The organism is Propionivibrio sp. (genome assembly GCF_016790145.1).
Taxonomy (GTDB): domain Bacteria; phylum Pseudomonadota; class Gammaproteobacteria; order Burkholderiales; family Rhodocyclaceae; genus Propionivibrio.
The window spans coordinates 1-19,040 of the sequence record NZ_JAEUOI010000002.1; the positions used below are offsets into that span (position 1 = coordinate 1).

The 19,040-nt window shown below is 58.8% G+C and carries 15 protein-coding genes; 12 read left to right on the plus strand and 3 right to left on the minus strand.

Annotated features, from left to right (window positions below):
* The 6 genes from JNM42_RS00045 to JNM42_RS00070 form a co-directional block, all read left to right on the plus strand.
* Window positions 1-372, plus strand: a 372-nt coding sequence (locus JNM42_RS00045; RefSeq protein ID WP_294264249.1) for a hypothetical protein, incomplete at its 5' end; no start/stop codon positions are given.
* Entirely contained in the window at window positions 357-755 is a 399-nt protein-coding gene (locus JNM42_RS00050; protein WP_294264251.1) for a hypothetical protein, read from the plus strand. The genes JNM42_RS00045 and JNM42_RS00050, both read left to right, overlap by 16 nt.
* The gene (locus JNM42_RS00055; RefSeq protein ID WP_294264254.1) at window positions 752-2,506 is read left to right on the plus strand and encodes a secretin N-terminal domain-containing protein; all 1,755 of its coding nucleotides are present in this window, start codon (window positions 752-754) and stop codon (window positions 2,504-2,506) included. The genes JNM42_RS00050 and JNM42_RS00055 overlap by 4 nt, the downstream gene beginning before the upstream one ends.
* A gap of 25 nt (window positions 2,507-2,531) precedes the next feature.
* Complete coding sequence (locus tag JNM42_RS00060; protein WP_294264257.1) at window positions 2,532-3,365, plus strand: AAA family ATPase; 834 nt, start codon at window positions 2,532-2,534, stop codon at window positions 3,363-3,365.
* 30 nt (window positions 3,366-3,395) lie between these two features.
* Window positions 3,396-4,592, plus strand: a complete 1,197-nt coding sequence (locus JNM42_RS00065; protein ID WP_294264260.1) for a tetratricopeptide repeat protein — start codon at window positions 3,396-3,398, stop codon at window positions 4,590-4,592.
* Window positions 4,593-4,763: 171 nt separating this feature from the next.
* On the plus strand, window positions 4,764-9,437 hold the full coding sequence (locus JNM42_RS00070) for an NAD-glutamate dehydrogenase (RefSeq protein WP_294264263.1): 4,674 nt from the start codon (window positions 4,764-4,766) through the stop codon (window positions 9,435-9,437).
* A 238-nt stretch (window positions 9,438-9,675) separates the two neighbouring features.
* Here JNM42_RS00070 and JNM42_RS00075 read toward each other — a convergent pair whose 3' ends face one another.
* A complete protein-coding gene (locus JNM42_RS00075) occupies window positions 9,676-10,407 on the minus strand; it encodes a ComF family protein (RefSeq protein ID WP_294264266.1) in 732 nt (243 codons plus the stop codon).
* A gap of 82 nt (window positions 10,408-10,489) precedes the next feature.
* Here JNM42_RS00075 and bioB point away from each other — a divergent pair, with 82 nt between their 5' ends.
* From bioB to gpmI, 3 genes are all read left to right on the plus strand, one after another.
* Entirely contained in the window at window positions 10,490-11,479 is a 990-nt protein-coding gene (bioB, locus tag JNM42_RS00080; protein ID WP_294264271.1) for a biotin synthase BioB, read from the plus strand.
* Between the two features lie 6 nt (window positions 11,480-11,485).
* Window positions 11,486-12,382: a malonyl-ACP O-methyltransferase BioC gene (gene bioC / locus JNM42_RS00085; RefSeq protein ID WP_294264274.1), complete on the plus strand. Its 897-nt coding sequence runs from the start codon at window positions 11,486-11,488 to the stop codon at window positions 12,380-12,382.
* Between the two features lie 74 nt (window positions 12,383-12,456).
* Window positions 12,457-14,109 carry a 2,3-bisphosphoglycerate-independent phosphoglycerate mutase gene (gene gpmI / locus JNM42_RS00090; protein ID WP_294264277.1) on the plus strand — a complete coding sequence of 551 codons (1,653 nt, stop codon included), beginning with the start codon at window positions 12,457-12,459 and terminating at the stop codon, window positions 14,107-14,109.
* Window positions 14,110-14,226: 117 nt separating this feature from the next.
* Here the strand turns inward: gpmI and JNM42_RS00095 are convergent, their stop codons facing one another.
* On the minus strand, window positions 14,227-14,652 hold the full coding sequence (locus JNM42_RS00095) for a CBS domain-containing protein (RefSeq protein ID WP_294264279.1): 426 nt from the start codon (window positions 14,650-14,652) through the stop codon (window positions 14,227-14,229).
* A gap of 66 nt (window positions 14,653-14,718) precedes the next feature.
* Window positions 14,719-15,465: a c-type cytochrome gene (locus tag JNM42_RS00100; protein ID WP_366504385.1), complete on the minus strand. Its 747-nt coding sequence runs from the start codon at window positions 15,463-15,465 to the stop codon at window positions 14,719-14,721.
* Here JNM42_RS00100 and yihA point away from each other — a divergent pair.
* The 3 genes from yihA (at window position 15,465) to JNM42_RS00115 (ending at window position 19,031) form a co-directional block, all read left to right on the plus strand.
* Window positions 15,465-16,205 (plus strand): ribosome biogenesis GTP-binding protein YihA/YsxC, encoded by a 741-nt coding sequence (gene yihA, locus JNM42_RS00105; protein ID WP_294264282.1) that lies wholly within the window; start codon window positions 15,465-15,467, stop codon window positions 16,203-16,205. The genes JNM42_RS00100 and yihA overlap by 1 nt on opposite strands.
* Window positions 16,206-16,363: 158 nt before the next feature.
* On the plus strand, window positions 16,364-17,374 hold the full coding sequence (gene hemB, locus JNM42_RS00110; RefSeq protein WP_294264285.1) for a porphobilinogen synthase: 1,011 nt from the start codon (window positions 16,364-16,366) through the stop codon (window positions 17,372-17,374).
* Window positions 17,375-17,570: 196 nt separating this feature from the next.
* Window positions 17,571-19,031, plus strand: a complete 1,461-nt coding sequence (locus tag JNM42_RS00115; RefSeq protein ID WP_294264287.1) for a DEAD/DEAH box helicase — start codon at window positions 17,571-17,573, stop codon at window positions 19,029-19,031.
* Window positions 19,032-19,040 lie beyond the last annotated feature (9 nt).

Genomic DNA, 19,040 nt, shown 5'->3' on the forward strand with positions numbered 1-19,040 from the left:
CTGGTTCCCCCGGAACGCATGTCCGCTTTGCTGGAGGATATGATCGGACGCAAGTCCGGTCTGCGACTTCTCAGCCTGAAAACCCTGCCGGTCTCGCCCCTGCTTGAGAAGAAAGCGGGTGCCGAAGCGTCGGGGGCGGAAAAATCAGTGGATAAACCGGCCAATACCTCGGCTGGACTGTTCAAGCATGGTGTCGAGATCAGGCTGGAAGGAAGTTATCAGGAGTTGACCGCTTACCTTGAACGCCTTGAGCAAGCGAAATCGAAACTACTGTGGAGCAGTGCCAGCCTTGCTGCTGAGCAGCATCCCAAACTGGTGCTGACGCTGACCGTCTATACCTTGAGTCTGGATCGCGCATGGCTGATCGTCTGATGCCGGTTTTCCGGGCGACACTTTTACTGGCGCTAAGCACGCTGGCGCTTGGCGTGCGGGCGCAAACGGCGCTGACGGATCCGACCCGCCCACCGCTTGCCTTTTCGTCGCCAACGCCCGATGCCGGACCGCTTGCAGGCCCAGTGTTACAGTCGGTCAAAATTCCGAAGAAGGGCAAACCGGTTGCTGTAATCGGTGGGCAACAGGTCAGGCTGGGTGAACTTTACGGGGATAGCCGACTGATCAGGCTGACTGAGCGTGAAGCCGTTCTGCAGGGGCCGGCCGGGACCGAACGTCTCATGCTGACGCCGGGTATCGAGAAGACAAACATCATTACAAAATCGCCTGCGGCCAAACGAGCGCAGAGTGGGGGTAAGCCATGAAGTTCAGATTGCTTCTGTTGGTCACGCTGATGCCGTTTTTTGTCGCCGGGTGCGCCATGCAGCAAAAAGCACCTGGATCCACCTTCGACCTGATCGGACAGGAGATGAAGGGTGCATTGGGCGCACGGACGAAGGGTGCGGACGAGGCGCTTAGCCAGGCCATGTTGCCCCCCTTGCAACTTGATCTGCCCGATTCTGCAAAAAACGTTGAGCCACGCTTCGATCTGGCCGTGAGCAATGCGCCGGCGACCCAGGTATTCATGGCGCTGGTCAGCGGAACGCGTTACAGCATGCTGGTGGCGCCCGAAGTTTCAGGTAACGTAACGGTCAATCTGAAAAGCGTGACGGTGCGTGAAGCGCTGGAGGCTTTGCGCGAACTGTATGGCTACGAATTCAAGTTCCAGGGCACGCGTATCTATATTCAGCCGAATACGATGCAGACGCGTATCTTCCAGCTCAACTATCTGGACGGGAAGCGCAAGGCGCAGTCCGAGGTGAGGGTGACATCGAACACCAATAACTCGGCTCAGCCAGCGACACCAGGTTCGTCTGCCTCAGGGCCTTTTTCGCCCACCACAACAGGTGGAGTGACACCGCAAGGCCCGCCGAGCAGCCAGGTGACGACCACCTCAACCAGTGATTTCTGGCGCGACCTGACCACCGCATTGACCAGCATTATTGGCACCCAGGACGGGCGGGCGGTGATCGTCAACCCGGGTCCCGGGGTGGTGCTGGTCAAGGCTTTTCCCGCGGATATCCGGGCCGTCGAGAACTACTTGCGCATTACCCAGTTGATCGTCGAACGGCAGGTGATGCTGGAAGCCAAGATCATCGAGGTGGAGTTGAACGAAGAGTTTCAGGCCGGCGTTAACTGGAACCACTTTGGCGGAACGAATAATCGTTTTGCCTATGGTCCGGCGCAGCCGGGAACGGTGCTGAATACGACGAACCGATCCGGATTCGATGCGTCGGGTGTAGCGCAAAGCGGAGCCGGCGCAATAATCGGGCCGGGTGTCGGCGTATTGCCGGGTGTCGGCGGAGTTACAACAGCAACCAGGCTGGGCAGCGGGTTTTTCGGGCTGGCATTTCAGAGCGCCAACTTTGCGGCCCTGCTGAACTTCCTGGAAACCCAAGGCAATGTCCAGGTCTTGTCGAGCCCGAGAATTGCCAGCATCAACAATCAGATGGCCGTGCTCAAAGTCGGTGTTGACGAGTTCTTCGTGACCAACGTGAGTTCAACGGTGACCTCGTCCGGAAACAATAACGTAACGACACCGTCGATTACCCTGCAGCCCTTCTTTTCAGGCATTGCCCTCGATGTGACGCCGCAGATCGATGGCGAGAACAATATCGTTCTGCATGTTCACCCGTCGATCAGCCTGGTCAAGGCGAAACAGACGGTCATCGATCTCGGTACGCTCGGTCAGTTTACCCTGCCGCTGGCCAACAGTGCGGTCAATGAAACAGACAGCGTGGTACGTGTTCAGGACGGCAACATCGTCGCCATCGGCGGCCTGATGAAGCAGGAGCAGTCGTCGGATGCCAACGGTTTTCCGGGAACGACAACTTCATCGGTCTGGGGATTGTTGTTCGGAACGCGCAATAGCTATCTCAGAAAGCGCGAAATCGTCATCCTCATCAAACCGACAATCATCCGCAACGAGTCGAGCTGGAAGGACGACCTGATCGAGACCCAGGGCCGGGTTCAACAGCTTGATCCGCGCCTGGCACGGCCGCAAGCCGGGCAGTGATGGTTTTCCCAATGAGGTGTCTGCGTTGTATCTGAACCATTTCGGCCTCACCGAACTGCCCTTTGGCATCACGCCGGACACCAGCTTTATCTATTCCATCCAGTATCACCAGGAAGCGCTCAATACCCTGTTGCTGGCGCTCGACGAAGGAGAGGGCTTCGTCAAGATCAGCGGCGAAGTCGGTACCGGAAAGACACTGCTCTGCCGCCGCCTGCTGCAAACGCTGGACGATGGCTGGGTCAGTGCCTATCTGCCCAATCCCAACCTCAACGCAGATACGCTTTTTCTGGCTCTGGCCGAGGAGTTGGGCATTATGGATGCCAACGGACTGGATCAGTATCATCTGGTGCGGCGCATCAATCATGTGCTGCTTGAGCATGCCCAGGCGAAAAGGCGGGTAGTCGTCTGCATCGACGAAGCGCAGGCGATGCCGGTCGAAACGCTGGAGGCCTTGCGCCTGTTGTCCAACCTGGAAACCGAGAAACGCAAGCTGTTGCAGATTGTCCTTTTCGGTCAGCCTGAACTGGATGAAAAGCTGCACCGTCCTGAAGTTCGGCAGTTGTTGCAGCGCATCGCCTTTCACTATCGCCTGGACGGCTTGAGGAAGAGCGAAACCGGAAACTATATTGCGCACCGCCTGCGCGTTGCCGGCTACCGGGGAGATGGACTGTTCACCCCGGCCGCACTGCGTGCGCTGCATCGGGCCAGCGGCGGAACGCCACGCCTGATCAACATTCTGGCGCACAAGTCATTGCTGTCGGTTTTTGGCGAAGGTCGCCAGATGGCCAAAGTGCGCCATGTCAGACTGGCGCGCAAGGATACGGAAGGCGCGAGTAATGTCGGGTGGTTCTGGGGATGATGTTGTGACGATTGTGTCGATGGGAAAGCCATGAGTCTGATCAATCAGATGCTGCAGGATCTCGATGCGCGACAGGCAGCGCATGGCGTCGGTAGCCGGTTGCCCAACGCTGTTCGTCCTCTGCCGAAGCCGCAGGCATCGCCACTCCCGATTATTGTCGGCGTCCTTGTCCTGCTTGTTCTGGCTGGCGGGCTTGCCTTGTTTATGTGGGAGACGAGGCAGCAGGCAGTGCCGCCCGTACCGCCTGCTGTGCCGACCCTTGTAATACCCTTGCAAGTTCCATCAGCCATGCCGCCGTCCCTTGGATTGCCTGCGCCTGAGCCGGATAAAATCGTTTCAATCCAGCCGAAACGAGCAGTGCAGGTACCTTCGACCCCTGCGACAATGCAGGAAACAGGTGGGAGTCAGCGGATGGCTGAAAAAATAAAGCCGCCGGCAGAGAAATTGGCTGGAGCCAAACCAGATACGGTGTATGCGGCTTCCGGGAAGCCTGTTCTTGCCAATAGAAAAACTGACGATGAGCGCAGCCTGGCGAAAGTAGCTGAAACAAAGACATCCGCAGCGGCTGGTTTGACGCTGCAGGGGTCAGGAAAATCGGTCAGAGATTCAATGCCACCGACGGCCGCGACGAACCCGATGATCGAGAGAACCGATGCCCCTGGTTCGTCCCGTGAGCGTGCCGAGACCGAGTATCGCAAGGCCATTGCCGCCGTCAATCAGGGGCGGATTGGCGAAGCCGTAGACGGATTGCATAACGCGCTGCGTCAGGAGCCTTTGCATATTGCTTCCCGGCAGTTGCTGGTCAAGCTGTTGCTTGAGGCCAAACGGACGGATGAAGCCGCCCAGGTTTTGCAGGAAGGCCTGCAGGGGCAGCCGGCACAGATTGGCTGGGCGATGAGCCTGGCCCGCTTGCAGGTTGATCGCAAGGACTTCACGGGAGCTTGGCAGACACTCAATTATTCGTTGCCGGCAGCCGGCAGCAATGCCGATTATCAAGGCTTTATGGCGCATGTCCTGCACCGTCTCGGGCGCCACAAGGAAGCGGCCGAACACTACCAGGCGGCGACCCGGCTGTCGCCTGGCGATGGCCGCTGGTGGCTCGGCCTAGGCTTGGCGCTGGAGGAGGAAGGGCGTGTCAGCGAAGCCAGGGAAGCGTTTCTGCGTGCCCGACAAAGCGGCAATCTCGGCACTGAATTGAGCGCGCTGGTCGAGCAGAAGCTGCGCTAGGGAAATACACGCTTTTCACCCAGCTCATTTCCGGGCAGGCCAGGGTATTCTTCCGGAAACCAACGCGGCATGGTCATAAAATTTATTTGCCACCCGGCGCCTTTTGCGGAAAGCGTGTATACATAGCAAACTGAATTCAATCGGATTGATGTCAGAACGGAGGTGATGGACATGACACTCGTATTGGACGCCGACAACAGCCTTCTGCGCAACCTGCGCGAGATTTCCACACGCCAGAAGATCTCGACCGACCTCGCTAGCCATCTCGAGCAGTATTTTGCCAATGCCGACGTTGCCGGCATCAGCGAAGCGAGTCCCGAAGAACTGCATGGCGCGGCGATCCAGCACCATCGTCTCGGTAAATCACGTCTCCCCGGTCAGGCCGTGATCGCCTTTTACACGCCGGATTTCGACCGGCACGGGTGGCATTCGGCGCATACCATCGTCGACATCGTTACCGACGACATGCCCTTCCTCATCGATTCGATCACCATGCTCATCTATCATCAGGGTCTCACCATCCACCGCCTGATGCACCCGCTGCTTGGCGTCGAGCGTGATGCGAGCGGCGAGCTGTTGCGCAGCGACGAGCTCGGATCCGCTGGAACACGAACCGAGTCCTGGATTCACCTCGAGATCGACCGGGTCAGCGATGTTCACCAGATCGAGGCATTGCGTAACGAGATCGTCGAGGTTCTCGCCGACATCCGTGCCGCCGTCGAGGATGTTGCTGCGATGCGGCAACGCATCGGCTCGGCGATCGCCGACCTTGACTTGGCACCGAACGCCGAAACAGAAGAAATAGCGGAATATCTGCGCTGGATTGCGACCGGCAATTTCGTCTTTCTCGGCTACACGCACTATCACGTCGCTACCGGCGACCGTGAGTTGAAGCGTGCACCCGACGGTGGCCTCGGCCTGCTGCGGCGGATCGACCACCCGCGCTTCGCTCGTTGTCTTGCCGGCATACCCGGCCAACGGGCTGAAATCGAGCGCATGCCTTCGGCGCTGACGCTGGTCAAGGCCGATGTTCGTTCGACCGTCCACCGACCGGCGTATCTTGACTTTGTCGGCGTGGTTCACCGCAATGCCGCGGGCAATATCGTCGGCGAGCATGTCTTCGTCGGCCTCTATTCCAGCCACTTCTATCACGTATCGACGACCGAGATCCCGGTCGTTCGCGGCAAGGTTGCCAAGGTTCGTGCCAACTGCGGTTTTGCACCGGGAAGTCACAAGGACAAGACGCTGCTCAATGTCCTCGAAACCTATCCGCGCGACGAACTGATCGAAAGCACCGATATCGATCTGCAGCGCATTGCCGGCGGCATCGTGATGCTGCAAGAGCATCCGCGCGTCCGCGTATTCCTGCGCCACGACACCTGGGGGCGTTATGTCTCGGCGATGATCTTCATGCCGCGCGACCGCTTCGATACGACCATACGCAGGCGCATAAGCACCCTGCTCAGTGATACGCTAAATGCAAATAGCATTGATTTTTTCCTGCTGGTCGGTGAGTCGCGTCTGGCCCGCCTGCAATTGATTGCGTGGACGCCGGACGGCACACGTCCTGCCTACGATGCCGACAGCTTAGAGCGCGAAGTCGCGCGCATCGTTCGTGGCTGGCACGACGAATTGCAGCAGAACCTGATCGAGCACTGCGGCGAGGAGCGCGGCAATGCCTTGCTGCGCCGCTATGCGCTGGCGCTGCCGCTTGCCTATCAGGATCAGGTGCCGCCGACCTCGGCGGTGTCCGATCTCGAACGTCTTGAAGCCGCCGAACAAAGCGGGAAAATTGAGGTCAAGCTCAATGCGCCCTACGGCGACGATGGTTCGCACCAGCACCTCAAACTGTTCCTGAAGGGCAGTCCGCGACCACTTTCGGTGGTGCTGCCGGTGTTTGAGAACATGGGACTGACGGTGCTCTCCGAACAGCCCTTCAATCTGACCGGCAGTAATCTGCATATCGCCGATTTTGCCATCAAGCTACCACGCGCCGAAGCGCTCGACGCCGAGCCAACACGGCACGCCTTTGTCGAACTGCTCGAAAAGTTGCTGCGCGACGAGGCCGAGAACGACGGTTTCAATCGACTTGCACTTCTCGCCGGACTCGACGGCCCGCGCATCACCATCCTGCGTGCCTATGCTCGCTACTTGCGCCAGGCCGGACTGCACTATAGCCAGGTCTATATCGAACGCTGCCTGGCCACCTATCCGCACATCGCCCGACTACTCGTCGATTTCTTCGCGGCGCGTCTTTCACCGCCGGGCGACGACGCACGCGCCGAGGCCATCGCCAAAGAACTTTTTGTCGCGCTGTCCGAAGTCAGCAGCCTCGACGACGACCACATCCTCTCCGCTTTTCGCACCGCCATCGAGGCGACGCTGCGAACCAACGCCTACCAGAGCGGAGCAGACGGCAAGCCGAAGGGGTACCTGTCGTTCAAGATAGCCTCGAAGCAGATACCTTTCTTGCCAAAGCCGGTGCCGCTCTACGAAATCTTCGTGTACAGCCCACGCATGGAAGGCATTCATCTGCGCGGTTCGCGCGTCGCCCGTGGCGGTCTGCGCTGGTCCGATCGCATGGAGGACTTTCGTACCGAGGTGCTCGGCCTGGTCAAGGCCCAGATGGTCAAGAACGCTGTCATCGTCCCGCTCGGCTCGAAGGGCGGCTTCGTCGGCAAGCGCCTGCCGTCGGCCAGCGAGCGTGAGGCCTTCCAGAGCGAAGGCATCGCCTGTTACTCGACTCTGATTCGCGGTCTCCTCGACCTCACCGACAATCTCGTCGACGGCAAGATCGTACCGCCACAGGATGTCCGCCGCCGCGACGGAGACGATCCCTACCTCGTCGTTGCTGCCGACAAGGGTACGGCGACCTTCTCAGATATTGCCAACGGCATAGCCATCGACTACGGCTTCTGGCTCGGCGACGCCTTCGCTTCCGGCGGCTCGGTCGGCTACGACCACAAGAAGATGGGCATCACCGCACGCGGCGCGTGGGAGGCAGTGAAACGACACTTCCGCGAGATGGGTCGCGATACGCAGCGAGAGCCAATCACCGTCGTCGGCATCGGCGACATGACCGGCGACGTGTTTGGCAACGGCATGCTGCTGTCCGACCAGATCTGTCTGCTCGCCGCATTCGACCACCGGCACATCTTTCTCGATCCGAACCCAGACAGCGCACGCAGCTTCACCGAGCGACAAAGGATGTTCGCGCTGCCGCGTTCGTCCTGGGACGATTACGACAAATCGCTGATTTCGGTCGGCGGTGGAGTCTGGCCGCGTAGCGCGAAAAGTGTCCCGCTGTCACCGCAAATACGCGAATGGCTGGGTGTTGATGTCGAACAGATGGCGCCGACCGAACTGATCAACCAGATCCTCAAGGCGCCGACCGACCTCCTGTACAACGGCGGTATCGGCACCTATGTCAAGGCCAGCAGCCAGAGTCACCAGGATGCCAATGACCGTGGCAATGATGCGTTGCGTGTTGACGCGAGCGAACTGCGTGCCAGGGTCGTTGGTGAGGGCGGCAACCTCGGCCTGACGCAGCCGGCGCGGATCGAGTTTGCGCTCGCTGGCGGCCGTATTTTCACCGATGCCATCGACAACTCCGCCGGCGTTGACTGCTCGGACCACGAAGTTAACATCAAAATCCTGCTCGCTGGCCTTGTCGCCTGCGGTGACATGACCGGCAAGCAGCGCGATGCTCTGCTGGCGTCGATGACCGATGATGTCGGCGACCTCGTGCTCGCCGATAATTATCAGCAGACCCAGGCGATCGCGCTCGAGGTCGCCGCGGGCCACGAGCTGCTCAACGCGCACGCGCAATTGATCCGCAGCCTTGAGGCAAAAGGCGCGCTCGATCGTCGTATCGAGTTCCTGCCTAATGACAAGGCTCTTGCCGAACGCGCGCAGATGAGCCGCGGCCTGACCTCGCCAGAAATTGCCGTTCTTCTCGCCTACGCCAAGATTACGCTGAAGGAGTCGATACTTGCCTCGCCGCTGCCTGATGCGGAGGAACTGCAGCAGTTGCTTGTTGATTACTTTCCGGCGGCGCTCCTGCGCCAGTGTGGAGGTCAACTCGCCACGCATCCGCTGAAGCGGGAGATCGTGACGACGCAACTGGTGAATCGCCTGGTTAACCGGATGGGAACAAGCTTCGTGATGCAGATCGGCGACGAGACCGGAGCCAGTCCGGCTCAGGTTGCGGCGGCCTGGTTCGCGGTGAGCGATCTGCTTGGCGCCGAAGCCGCGTGGTGCGAGATTGAGGCGCTCGATTTGAAGATCCCGGCTACCCGGCAGATGGCACAGATGGCTGCGCTGCGCGAGATGGTCGGTGCCGCCACCCGCCAGGTGATCGCCGCGCAACCGGTCGGCGTGGGCATCACCGCCATCGTCGATATCTACCGCGCTGCGGTCAATCAAGCGATCGCTATTGCCCGCCAAACTGAAACGGGAGGCCTGGCCGTCACTGCGCTGCTCGAATCACGTGCCGCCATCGTTGGCGTCTTTGAGCTCGTCGATCTGGCGCGCGCCAGCGACAAGCCCATCGACGAGGTTACGAGCGCTTGCGCACTTCTTGAAGCGAGACTTGATCTGGCCTGGTTTGGAAATGCCATTGCCCGGCTGCCGGCCGGCAACCGCTGGCAAGCACGCGCCCGAGCGCAACTCGCCAGAGAATTGCGCAAGCTGCGGCAGAAGCTATTACAGCGCAGCCCCGGAGAGTCCCAGGCTGAAGTCAGCGAGGCCAGCAGCGTGGTCGACGAACTGAAGCGCGACGCTCCACAGGATCTGGCCATGCTGTCGGCGGGTCTTGCCGAAATCAGGCGAGTGCTCGCCGGCTGACGTTGTAGGTCAGCTTCAACGGTTACCGTGAAAAAGTATGGCTGACAGGCAACAAAAAACCCTCGCGGCCAGAATGGCACGATGTGCAGTCAAAGAGCGAACCGGTGTGCCACCACTCTGCCAAGCACCACCCCTGGTGCCTCTAACAACAGTGGAGGTTTCCGATGCCCCATTTTTTCATGTTCCGGGGTGGCAAATCAATCGCCATGATGGTTAGACCAGCAGGTCGCCAAGTGCATCAGGGCTTCGCCATAGCCCGGGCAACGACCAGCACGGTGACCTCGGCAGCACCGTGCAGTTTGAGGGTGCGTGCACACTCGTCAAGCGAAGCGCCGGTAGTCATCACGTCATCAACGAGAATGACCCGTTTCCCGGTGAAATCAGCCGAACAGCAATAAGCGCCACGGATGTTCTTTATCCTTTCGCGCCAGGGCAGGATGGCCTGGGCTGGTGTGTTGCGCGTGCGGCTGCAGTGGGCGGTGTCGATCGGCAACTGCAAAACGCTACTGACCGGGCGCGCAAGTTCAAGCGCCTGATTGAAGCCTCTTTCGCGCAAACGTTCGGTGTGGAGCGGCAGGGGGATGATGAGGTCGGCAACAAGGTTCGTGCTTAGTGAGGCCAGTTGCCGGCCGAAGTAGGCGCCGAGTGCCAGACGATGAGCGTATTTGAAAGATTGAACCAGTTTGTCAAGCGGGAAGTCATAGCGGTATGCGGCAAGCGTGGCTTCGTAGTGTGGCGGTTTGGCCAGGCAACGACCGCAGATTTCGCCGTTCGGTGTTGGCAGGGCGCATCGAGGGCAGCAAGGTTTTTGAAGTTGTGGCAGATCGGCTGCACAGGCTGCGCACACGATGTTATCTTCACTGGCGGCAGCGCAAAGCAGGCAATCCTGCGTTAGCAGCTTGCCGATGTTGATCGCTATTTCGCGTATCGGGCCGGTCTTCAAGCCCTTGTTTTGGGTTAAAATCGACATTCCAGAACCGTCCCTGAGCGGTTCACTGATTGTGCCTGCATGTTCCCTGCGTGTCTTCTTTTTTTTCTGTTAGGTTTCGCTCATGAATACAATTGCTCCAGTCCTTGCGCTGACTCCCGATTCTTCTGCGCCAGTCCGCTCTGCGAAATGGACGGTTTCCCAGGTCGAGGCGCTTTACCAGATGCCCTTGATGGATCTGCTTTTCCGTGCCCAGCAGGTGCACCGCGAAAACTTTAATGCGAACGAAGTGCAACGTTCGACGCTGATTTCGATCAAGACGGGCGGCTGTTCGGAGGATTGCAGCTATTGCTCGCAGTCGGCGCGCTACAAGACCGAAACCGAGCGCGAAGCGCTGATGCAGGTTGAGGACGTGCTGGCGGCGGCCCGCGATGCCAAGGCCAAGGGCGCTTCACGCTTCTGCATGGGAGCCGCTTGGCGCGGACCCAAGGAAAAGGAACTTGAGGTGGTCACGCAGATGATCCGCGAGGTCAAGGCGCTTGGTCTGGAAACCTGCGTTACCCTGGGCATGCTCAAGGACGGGCAGGCCAGTCAGCTCAAGGAAGCCGGACTGGACTATTACAACCACAATCTGGATACCGACTCCGAGTTCTACGACCAGGTGATTACCACGCATAAGCACGCGGATCGCGTCGATACGATTTCGCAAGTGCGCCAGGCCGGGATCAAGGTTTGCTCAGGGGGCATTCTGGGCCTGGGCGAGACACGCCGGAACCGGGCGGCAATGGTGGCCCAACTGGCCAACCTGAATCCACCCCCGGAATCCGTGCCGATCAACAATCTGGTTGCAATTCCCGGTACGCCGCTGGCAACAAGCGAGCAGATCGACAATTTCGAGTTTGTCAGGACCATTGCCGCAGCACGCATCACCATGCCAGGCAGTTTCGTCCGCCTCTCTGCCGGTCGCGAGGCGATGACGGAAGAAATGCAGGCGCTGTGTTTCTTTGCCGGTGCCAATTCGATCTTCTATTGCGACAAACTGCTGACCACAAGCAACCCGGGGATTGATCGCGACCAGTCCTTGTTCGACAAACTCGGTTTGCGTCCAATCTGATAGTCCATGAGCGCACCGGCGCCGTTCGTTGATTCGCGCCAGGTGCGGCGCAATTTTGCGCGTGCGGCGGCAAGCGGTTACGATGCAGTTGCGGTCTTGCAGCGTGAGGTTGGCAGCCGAATGCTTGAACGGCTCGACTATGTGAAGATCGAACCCGGGCGTGTGCTGGATCTGGGTTGTGGAACCGGTGCCAGCCTTGGCGCGCTGAGCGAGCGCTACGCAAAGTCGCAGGTGCTGGGCGCCGATGTCAGCGAAGCCATGCTGCAAGCCGGGCGTAAAGAACGTTCACGCCTGCGCTGGCTGCTTCCCTTTCTGCGCGCGAGCAGGAAGTCAAGCGCACTGGTCGCTGCCGATACGCTTGCCTTGCCCTTCACCTCGGGTTCGGTGGGACTGATCTGGTCTAACCTGATGCTGCACTGGCTGGACGATCCCGTTCCGGCTTTTCGTGAGATGCATCGCGTGCTTAACGTTGGCGGGCTGTTGATGTTTTCCACTTTTGGTCCGGATACGTTGAAGGAATTGCGTGCCAGTTTTTCCGACGGCTATGTGCATACCCAGCGCTTTGCCGACATGCACGACTTCGGCGACATGTTGCTTGCCTGCGGCTTCGCCGATCCGGTGATGGATGTGGACGTGCTGACCATGACCTATTCCAGTATCGACGACCTGTTCCGCGACTTGCGTCAAAGCGGCGCTGCTTGTGCCATGCAGGCACGTCGTCACGGGTTGATGGGGCGTTCGGCCTGGCATGCGGCGCGCGCCGAATACGAGAAACACCTTTCGCAAGGGCGCTTGCCGGCAACCTTCGAGGTTGTCTATGGTCATGCCTGGAAAGCACAGGCCCGAAAGACCGCAGACGGCGCCACAATTGTCCGCTTTGATCCCAAGCAACGGCTTCGCTAACGGGATGAATTTGCTATGATTAACCGTTCTCCCCGCTTCTTTTCTGATTTTCCAATTCCTTGCAGGAACATATCATGCTGAAAAAACTTGCCTCTTTCGCCGGAATCAAAGGCCCGGTAGTCACGATTATCATGGACGGCTACGGTATTCCAAAGTCCGAAGCGGGCAGCGCTATCGCTGCGGCGAGGAAGCCTACCCTCGACCGGCTGTTCGCCAGCTATCCGAATATCGCACTGCGTGCACACGGAACGGCGGTCGGCATGCCGTCTGACGATGATATGGGCAACTCCGAGGTTGGCCATAACGCCATTGGCGCCGGCCAGGTTTACAGCCAGGGCGCATCGCTGGTCGCCGACGCCATTGCGACCGGCGCCATCTGGCAGGGTGAGGCCTGGCAGCAGATCGTTGCAGGCGCCAAGGCCGGCGCCAACGGAAAACCGGGCGTCATTCATTTCATCGGCCTGTTCTCCGACGGCAACGTGCATAGCCACATTGATCACCTGAAAGCGATGGTGCTGCGCGCCAGGGAAGAGGGCGTCAAGACGGTTCGTATCCACGCGCTGCTCGACGGCCGCGATGTGCCGGAGACCAGTGCGCTGGACTACGTCGAGCCTTTCGAAGCTTTCCTCGCCGAGGTGAATGCGGGCGGCTTCGATGCACAGATTGCTTCGGGCGGTGGTCGCATGAACATCACCATGGATCGCTATGACGCCAACTGGAACATGGTCGATAAAGGCTGGCACACCCATGTATTGGGCGAAGGCGAGCAGTTCGCCAGCGCCTCGGTGGCGGTAAAGGAATTGCGTATCAAGTTCCCTGGAACCATCGACCAGGATCTTCCGCCTTTCGTGATCGCCAGGGACGGCAAGCCGGTCGGGACCGTCGAGGACGGTGATTCCGTGGTCTTCTACAACTTCCGCGGTGACCGTGCCATTGAAATCACGCGTGCATTCGAGGAAGAAAATTTCGGTAAATTCGATCGCGTGCGTGTGCCTAAGGTGACCTACGCCGGCATGCTGCAGTACGACGGCGACCTCAAGCTGCCCAAGCGTTTTCTGGTCAATCCACCGGCCATTCTTGACACTTCGGGCGAGTGGTTCTCCAAGGGCGGCATTACCCAGTTTGCCTGCTCAGAGACGCAAAAATTCGGGCACGTGACCTACTTCTGGAACGGCAACCGTTCCGGCAAGTTCGAGGGCGAAACCTATCAGGAAGTGCCGAGCGACGTGGTTCCGTTTGAACAGCGCCCGTGGATGAAGGCCGCTGAAATTGCCGATGCCATGATCGAGGCACTGAACAGCGGCAAGTACCGGACGCTGCGCTGCAATTTCGCCAATGGCGACATGGTCGGGCACACCGGGAATTTCCGTGCGGCGACAATGTCGGTCGAGGCCGTCGATCTGCAACTCGCGCGCATCCTTCCGGTGATTGACGCGATGGGCGGTGTCGCGCTGATTACCGCCGACCACGGCAACGCCGACGAGATGTACGAACTGGACAAAAAGACCAAACAGCCGTCGCAGAACAAGGATGGTTCGTTCAAGGCAAAAACCGCGCACACCCTGAATCCGGTTCCGCTGATCCTTTACGACAACGTTTCAGGTGGCAAACTCGGTCTCAAGCAGACCCCGACCGCCGGGCTGTCCAACCTTGCGGCGACCACGGCCAACCTTCTCGGCCTGGAGAAGCATGATAAATGGGACGAGAGCCTGCTGGAGATCAAGTAATCGCCAAAAGGAAAAAGAACGCAGAAAAGCTGGAGCGAGCGAGTGGCCTTATTCGATCCGGTTTTTCTCTGCGGCTGAAATAAAAGCAGCTTAAACCTGCTTTTCGTCGATTGCCAATCAACTGGCGATGTAATTTTCCAGTTGGCCGATGATGAACTTCTGCTGGCTGACCATTTCGTTGAGTATGTCACGAATAGAAATGATGCCCACGGCAAGACCTTTCTCGTCGAGAACCGGCAAGTGACGGAAGTTATTTTCTGACATGATCGCCATGCATTGTTCTATCGTGTGATCCATCGTCACCGAAACGACCTTGTCGGTCATGACTTCGCTGACTTTGGTATACACCGAGACCTTACCCTGCAAAATCACCTTGCGCGCATAGTCGCGCTCCGAGAACATGCCGGCTAGACGCTGTCCATCAAGGACAACCAGTGCCCCGACATCATATTCAGCCATGATTTTGAGTGCATGAAGCACAGATTGTTTGGGAGAGACGGTGTTGAGTTCCTTGCCCTCAACGAGCTGTTTTAATGTTTTCATGGGGCCTCCTTGTAAGGTGGGGATGACGAGGTTCAATCCTGTGGCGGATTTTTATTCTGGTTCTCATCAGCGCAGGCCGGCAGTGTACTCTGCAAGTGCCTTGATATGCTTGTCCGAGAGTTTTTCGGCAATGCTGCGCATCATTTTTTCCGGATCATTTGCGCGTTCTTCGCTGCGGAAATTTTTCAACTGGGCTTCAGTGTAGTCTGCGTATTGTCCGGCGAGGCTCGGGAACTGCGCCGGAACGCCGGCTCCCGCTGGTCCGTGACAACCGGCACAGGCAGGAATGCCACGCTCAAAGTCGCCCTTGCGCCAGAGGCTCTGGCCTGCCGCAACCAGCTTTTCGTCAGTCGCGGTCGACGGTTTCTGCTTCTGCTGCGAGAAGTAGAGCGCAAGGCCCTGCATGTCTTCGGTGCTCAATGCAGCTGTCATGCCGCCCATGATGGCGTTGTTGCGTAAAGCCGGTTTGCCGTCAACGGACTTGAAGTTCATCAATTGCTTGAACAGATACTCCGAACCCTGACCCGCAAGAATCGGGTTGGCCGACGTCGGGCTGTTGCCGTCCGCACCATGACAGGCTATGCATACGGTTTCAGCGGTCTTCTTGGCTTTTGCAAGATCTGGTTTGATTTTCATTTCTTCTGCCGCGTTTACGGAGAAGCCGACGGTCATGAGAACCGCGAGTGCTGTGGTGCGAATCATGTACAAACTCCTTTTGATGAATCCGAGTTCAGCGAAGCATATTTCCAAACCTGATATTCTATCGCAATTCAGGACTTGTTTACCTAGCCCCCAACCTCTTCGGTTTGCCAATGCCTCTTTTTCAGAAGGCGGTTTTTTTCACTACCGTCGCCAATTTAAGTGATTTGCCTCCCGACTCTCAGCGTGAGATCGCTTTTGCCGGTCGCTCGAACGCCGGAAAGTCATCGGCCATCAACACGCTGGCCAATCACACGCGCCTTGCCTTTGTTTCCAAGACACCGGGGCGGACGCAGCACCTCAATTATTTCACTCTCGACGAGGGGAGATACCTAGTTGATTTGCCTGGCTACGGGTTTGCCAAAGCACCGGAGGAAATCCGTTCCCAATGGGAAGGTTTGCTGGCGCCCTATCTGCGCTATCGCGAGCCACTGGTCGGTCTGGTACTGATCATGGATAGCCGGCATCTTTTAACCGAGCTTGATTTTCAGATGCTTGACTGGTTTGCGCAGACTGGCAAGCCGATGCATATCCTGCTCTCCAAGGCGGACAAGCTGAGCCGTCAGGAGCAGACGCAGGCTCTACGCGAGGTACAGACGGTACTGACTAAAATAGGCGATCACTGTACGCTGCAACTGTTCTCCAGCCTGAAAAAAAGGGGTGTTGCCGAGGCCGAGGCGGTTCTGGGTGGCTGGCTCGGCATGGAGTCAAAACAGGTCGCATTGCCACCAGTCGGCTTGCGTTCCGAGAAAGTCGCAAGGCCGAAGAACCGAAAGGCCATGGGCTGGAGTGCAAGAACGGCGCAAGGCGGGGTAAAAAGCGCAGAAAATAAAAAGCCCCCGGCAAAGGGATGACCGGGGGCGAAATGCCTCACCTAGATGTAAGGCACCCGCTCAGGGAGATGAAGCGGGAGACGGCGTGAGCCATCTGTTGATTAAGAGTTGAACGTGTATTGATTAGTTCCCGATTGCGGAATTTTTTTCAGTTCAGATACGAAAGTGACGTGAGCGCCATGAGTTTCAATGCCAGATTCCCTGCTGTGCGCATGCGCCGCATGCGCCGTGACGATTTTTCCCGCCGCCTGATGCGCGAGTCGGCGCTGAAGGCCGACGATTTCATCTACCCGGTATTTGTCCTTGAGGGCAGCAGGCGTGCCGAGGCGGTTGCCTCGATGCCCGGCGTCGAGCGGCAGAGCCTTGACCGTCTGCTAAGGACTGCCGAACGGGCGCTCGGGCTGGGCGTTCCTGCGCTGGCGCTGTTTCCGGTGATTGATACAGGCTTGAAAACGCCGGGTGCCGAAGAGGCCTGGAACCCGGATGGCCTCGTGCCACGCGTGGTGGCGGCACTGAAGCAAGAGTTTCCAGAACTGGGAATCATTACCGACGTGGCGCTCGACCCCTACACCAGCCACGGCCAGGACGGCCTGATCGATGCCGACGACCCGCAGGGCTACGTGCTCAACGACGAGACGCTCGACGTGCTGGCCAAACAGGCGCTCACCCACTCACTGGCCGGTGCCGATGTGGTCGCCCCCTCGGACATGATGGACGGTCGCGTGGCGCGTATCCGGGCCGAACTGGATGCTGCAAAGCAGATTCATACGCGTATTCTGGCCTATTCGGCCAAGTACGCCTCAAGCTTCTACGGGCCATTCCGTGATGCCGTCGGCTCGGCCACCAGCCTCGGCAAGGGCAACAAGACCACTTACCAGATGGACCCGGCGAACAGCGACGAAGCTTTGCGCGAAGTGGCACTCGACCTTGCGGAAGGCGCCGACATGGTGATGGTCAAGCCGGGCATGCCTTACCTTGACATCGTCCGCCGCGTCAAGGACGAGTTCAAGGTGCCGACCTATGTCTATCAGGTCAGCGGCGAGTACGCCATGCTCAAGGCGGCCGCACAGAACGGCTGGCTGGACGAAAAATCCTGCGTGCTGGAGAGTCTGCTCGCCTTCAAGCGGGCGGGAGCGGATGGCATCCTGACCTATTTCGCCCTGGACGCCGCAGCTTGGCTCAAGGGCTGACTCGAACCAATCACTCATGAGAGCGCGTAACGGCAGGGTGATCGTGTGCCGGTTACGCTGGATCGACGATTGTGTGGACTGGAATTTACAGCGATTACCCTGTCCCAGACCTTGTTCGGCGCTCTGAAGAGCACACAGTTCGTGTATAATCCCAGCCCTATGCCATTGATTCCAGATTTATTTATAGGCGCTGCCGATGCGTTTTGACGAACTCGGCCTCGCGCCTGAGCTGCTAAGAGCCATTTCCGAACAGGGTTACACGGATCCAACGCCGATTCAGGCGCAAGCTATTCCGATTGTTCTTGCCGGTAACGACCTGATGGGCGGTGCCCAGACGGGTACCGGCAAAACCGCTGCGTTCACCCTGCCGCTGCTTCAGCGCATCCTGCCTTTTGCCAGCCCGAGCCCGTCACCCGCTCGCCACCCGGTACGCGTTCTGATGCTGGCGCCGACCCGCGAACTGGCGATCCAGGTCTATGAGTCGGTCAAGACCTACAGCAAATACATTCCGATCAGGAGCCTATGCACTTACGGCGGCGTCGATATCAAGCCGCAGATCGCCGAGATCCGCCTCGGTGTCGAGGTGCTGGTGGCTACCCCAGGGCGCTTGCTCGACCTCGTTGAACAGAAATGTCTCAACTTCGGCAGTGTGCAGGCGCTCGTGCTCGACGAAGCCGACCGCATGCTGGACATGGGCTTTGTCCCGGATGTCACCCGCATCATCAACCTGCTGCCACAGCAGCGGCAGAGCCTGCTTTTCTCGGCAACTTTCTCGGAAGAGATCAAGAAGCTGGCCGACAAAATGCTCAAGTCGCCGGTGCTGATCGAAGTGGCCAAGCGCAACACAGTAGTCGACACCATCACGCACCGCGTGCACCCGGTGGCGGCTGACGCCAAGCGGGCGCTGCTGGTCAAATTGCTCAGGTCATCGGAATTCAATCAGGTTCTGGTGTTTACCCGCACCAAGATCGAAACCAACAAGCTCGCCCGGGAACTGCAGCGTGCCGGAATTGCCGCCGATTCGATTCATGGCGACAAGAGCCAGCAGGATCGACTGAAAGCCCTCGAAGCTTTCAAGGATGGCACGGTGCTGGTGCTGGTGGCCACCGACGTTGCGGCACGCGGCCTGGATATTGACGATCTGCCGCACGTCATCAACTTCGAGCTTCCGCATACACCGGAAGACTACATCCACCGCATTGGCCGTACCGGTCGTGCCGGCAAGCAGGGCACGGCGATTTCTCTGGTTTCGGCCCACGAAGTCCAGTATCTGGTCGACATTGAAAAACTGATCAAGATAAAGGTCGAGCAGGTCATCGTTCCAGGTTTCGATCCGGAATACGATTACGAATATCCGCCCACGGGCCGGAAAGCGCATCACCGTCGCCCGCCGGCACCGTCGGCGGTAGCCGCCCCGGTGGCCAGGCCACGCCGTGAGCATTCCTCGGGAAGCACTCCGGTCAGCAGCCGGCGCAGAACTCAGATCGCTGCCGACGGTTTCGATTTCAGCAAGCCGTATGAGAGCGCCGAACCGCAGCCGATGGCTGCACCTGCCGACGCCGAAACCGCGCAGATTGTTGCCCACATGGAGCATCCGCACAAGCCACGCCGGCTGGTCGCGGCGCTACTTGGCGGTCTGGGTCGGAAAAAGGTCTAGCTTCCCGCC

Excerpts from the sequence above, each read along its gene's own strand:
- JNM42_RS00050 (WP_294264251.1), top strand. The coding sequence starts at position 357 with ATGGCTGATCGTCTGATGCCGGTTTTCCGGGCGACACTTTTACTGGCG.
- JNM42_RS00055 (WP_294264254.1), top strand. The coding sequence starts at position 752 with ATGAAGTTCAGATTGCTTCTGTTGGTCACGCTGATGCCGTTTTTTGTC.
- JNM42_RS00065 (WP_294264260.1), top strand. The coding sequence starts at position 3,396 with ATGAGTCTGATCAATCAGATGCTGCAGGATCTCGATGCGCGACAGGCA.
- JNM42_RS00070 (WP_294264263.1), top strand. The coding sequence starts at position 4,764 with ATGACACTCGTATTGGACGCCGACAACAGCCTTCTGCGCAACCTGCGC.
- JNM42_RS00075 (WP_294264266.1), bottom strand. The coding sequence starts at position 10,407 with ATGTCGATTTTAACCCAAAACAAGGGCTTGAAGACCGGCCCGATACGC.
- bioB (WP_294264271.1), top strand. The coding sequence starts at position 10,490 with ATGAATACAATTGCTCCAGTCCTTGCGCTGACTCCCGATTCTTCTGCG.
- bioC (WP_294264274.1), top strand. The coding sequence starts at position 11,486 with ATGAGCGCACCGGCGCCGTTCGTTGATTCGCGCCAGGTGCGGCGCAAT.
- gpmI (WP_294264277.1), top strand. The coding sequence starts at position 12,457 with ATGCTGAAAAAACTTGCCTCTTTCGCCGGAATCAAAGGCCCGGTAGTC.
- JNM42_RS00095 (WP_294264279.1), bottom strand. The coding sequence starts at position 14,652 with ATGAAAACATTAAAACAGCTCGTTGAGGGCAAGGAACTCAACACCGTC.
- yihA (WP_294264282.1), top strand. The coding sequence starts at position 15,465 with ATGCCTCTTTTTCAGAAGGCGGTTTTTTTCACTACCGTCGCCAATTTA.
- hemB (WP_294264285.1), top strand. The coding sequence starts at position 16,364 with ATGAGTTTCAATGCCAGATTCCCTGCTGTGCGCATGCGCCGCATGCGC.
- JNM42_RS00115 (WP_294264287.1), top strand. The coding sequence starts at position 17,571 with ATGCGTTTTGACGAACTCGGCCTCGCGCCTGAGCTGCTAAGAGCCATT.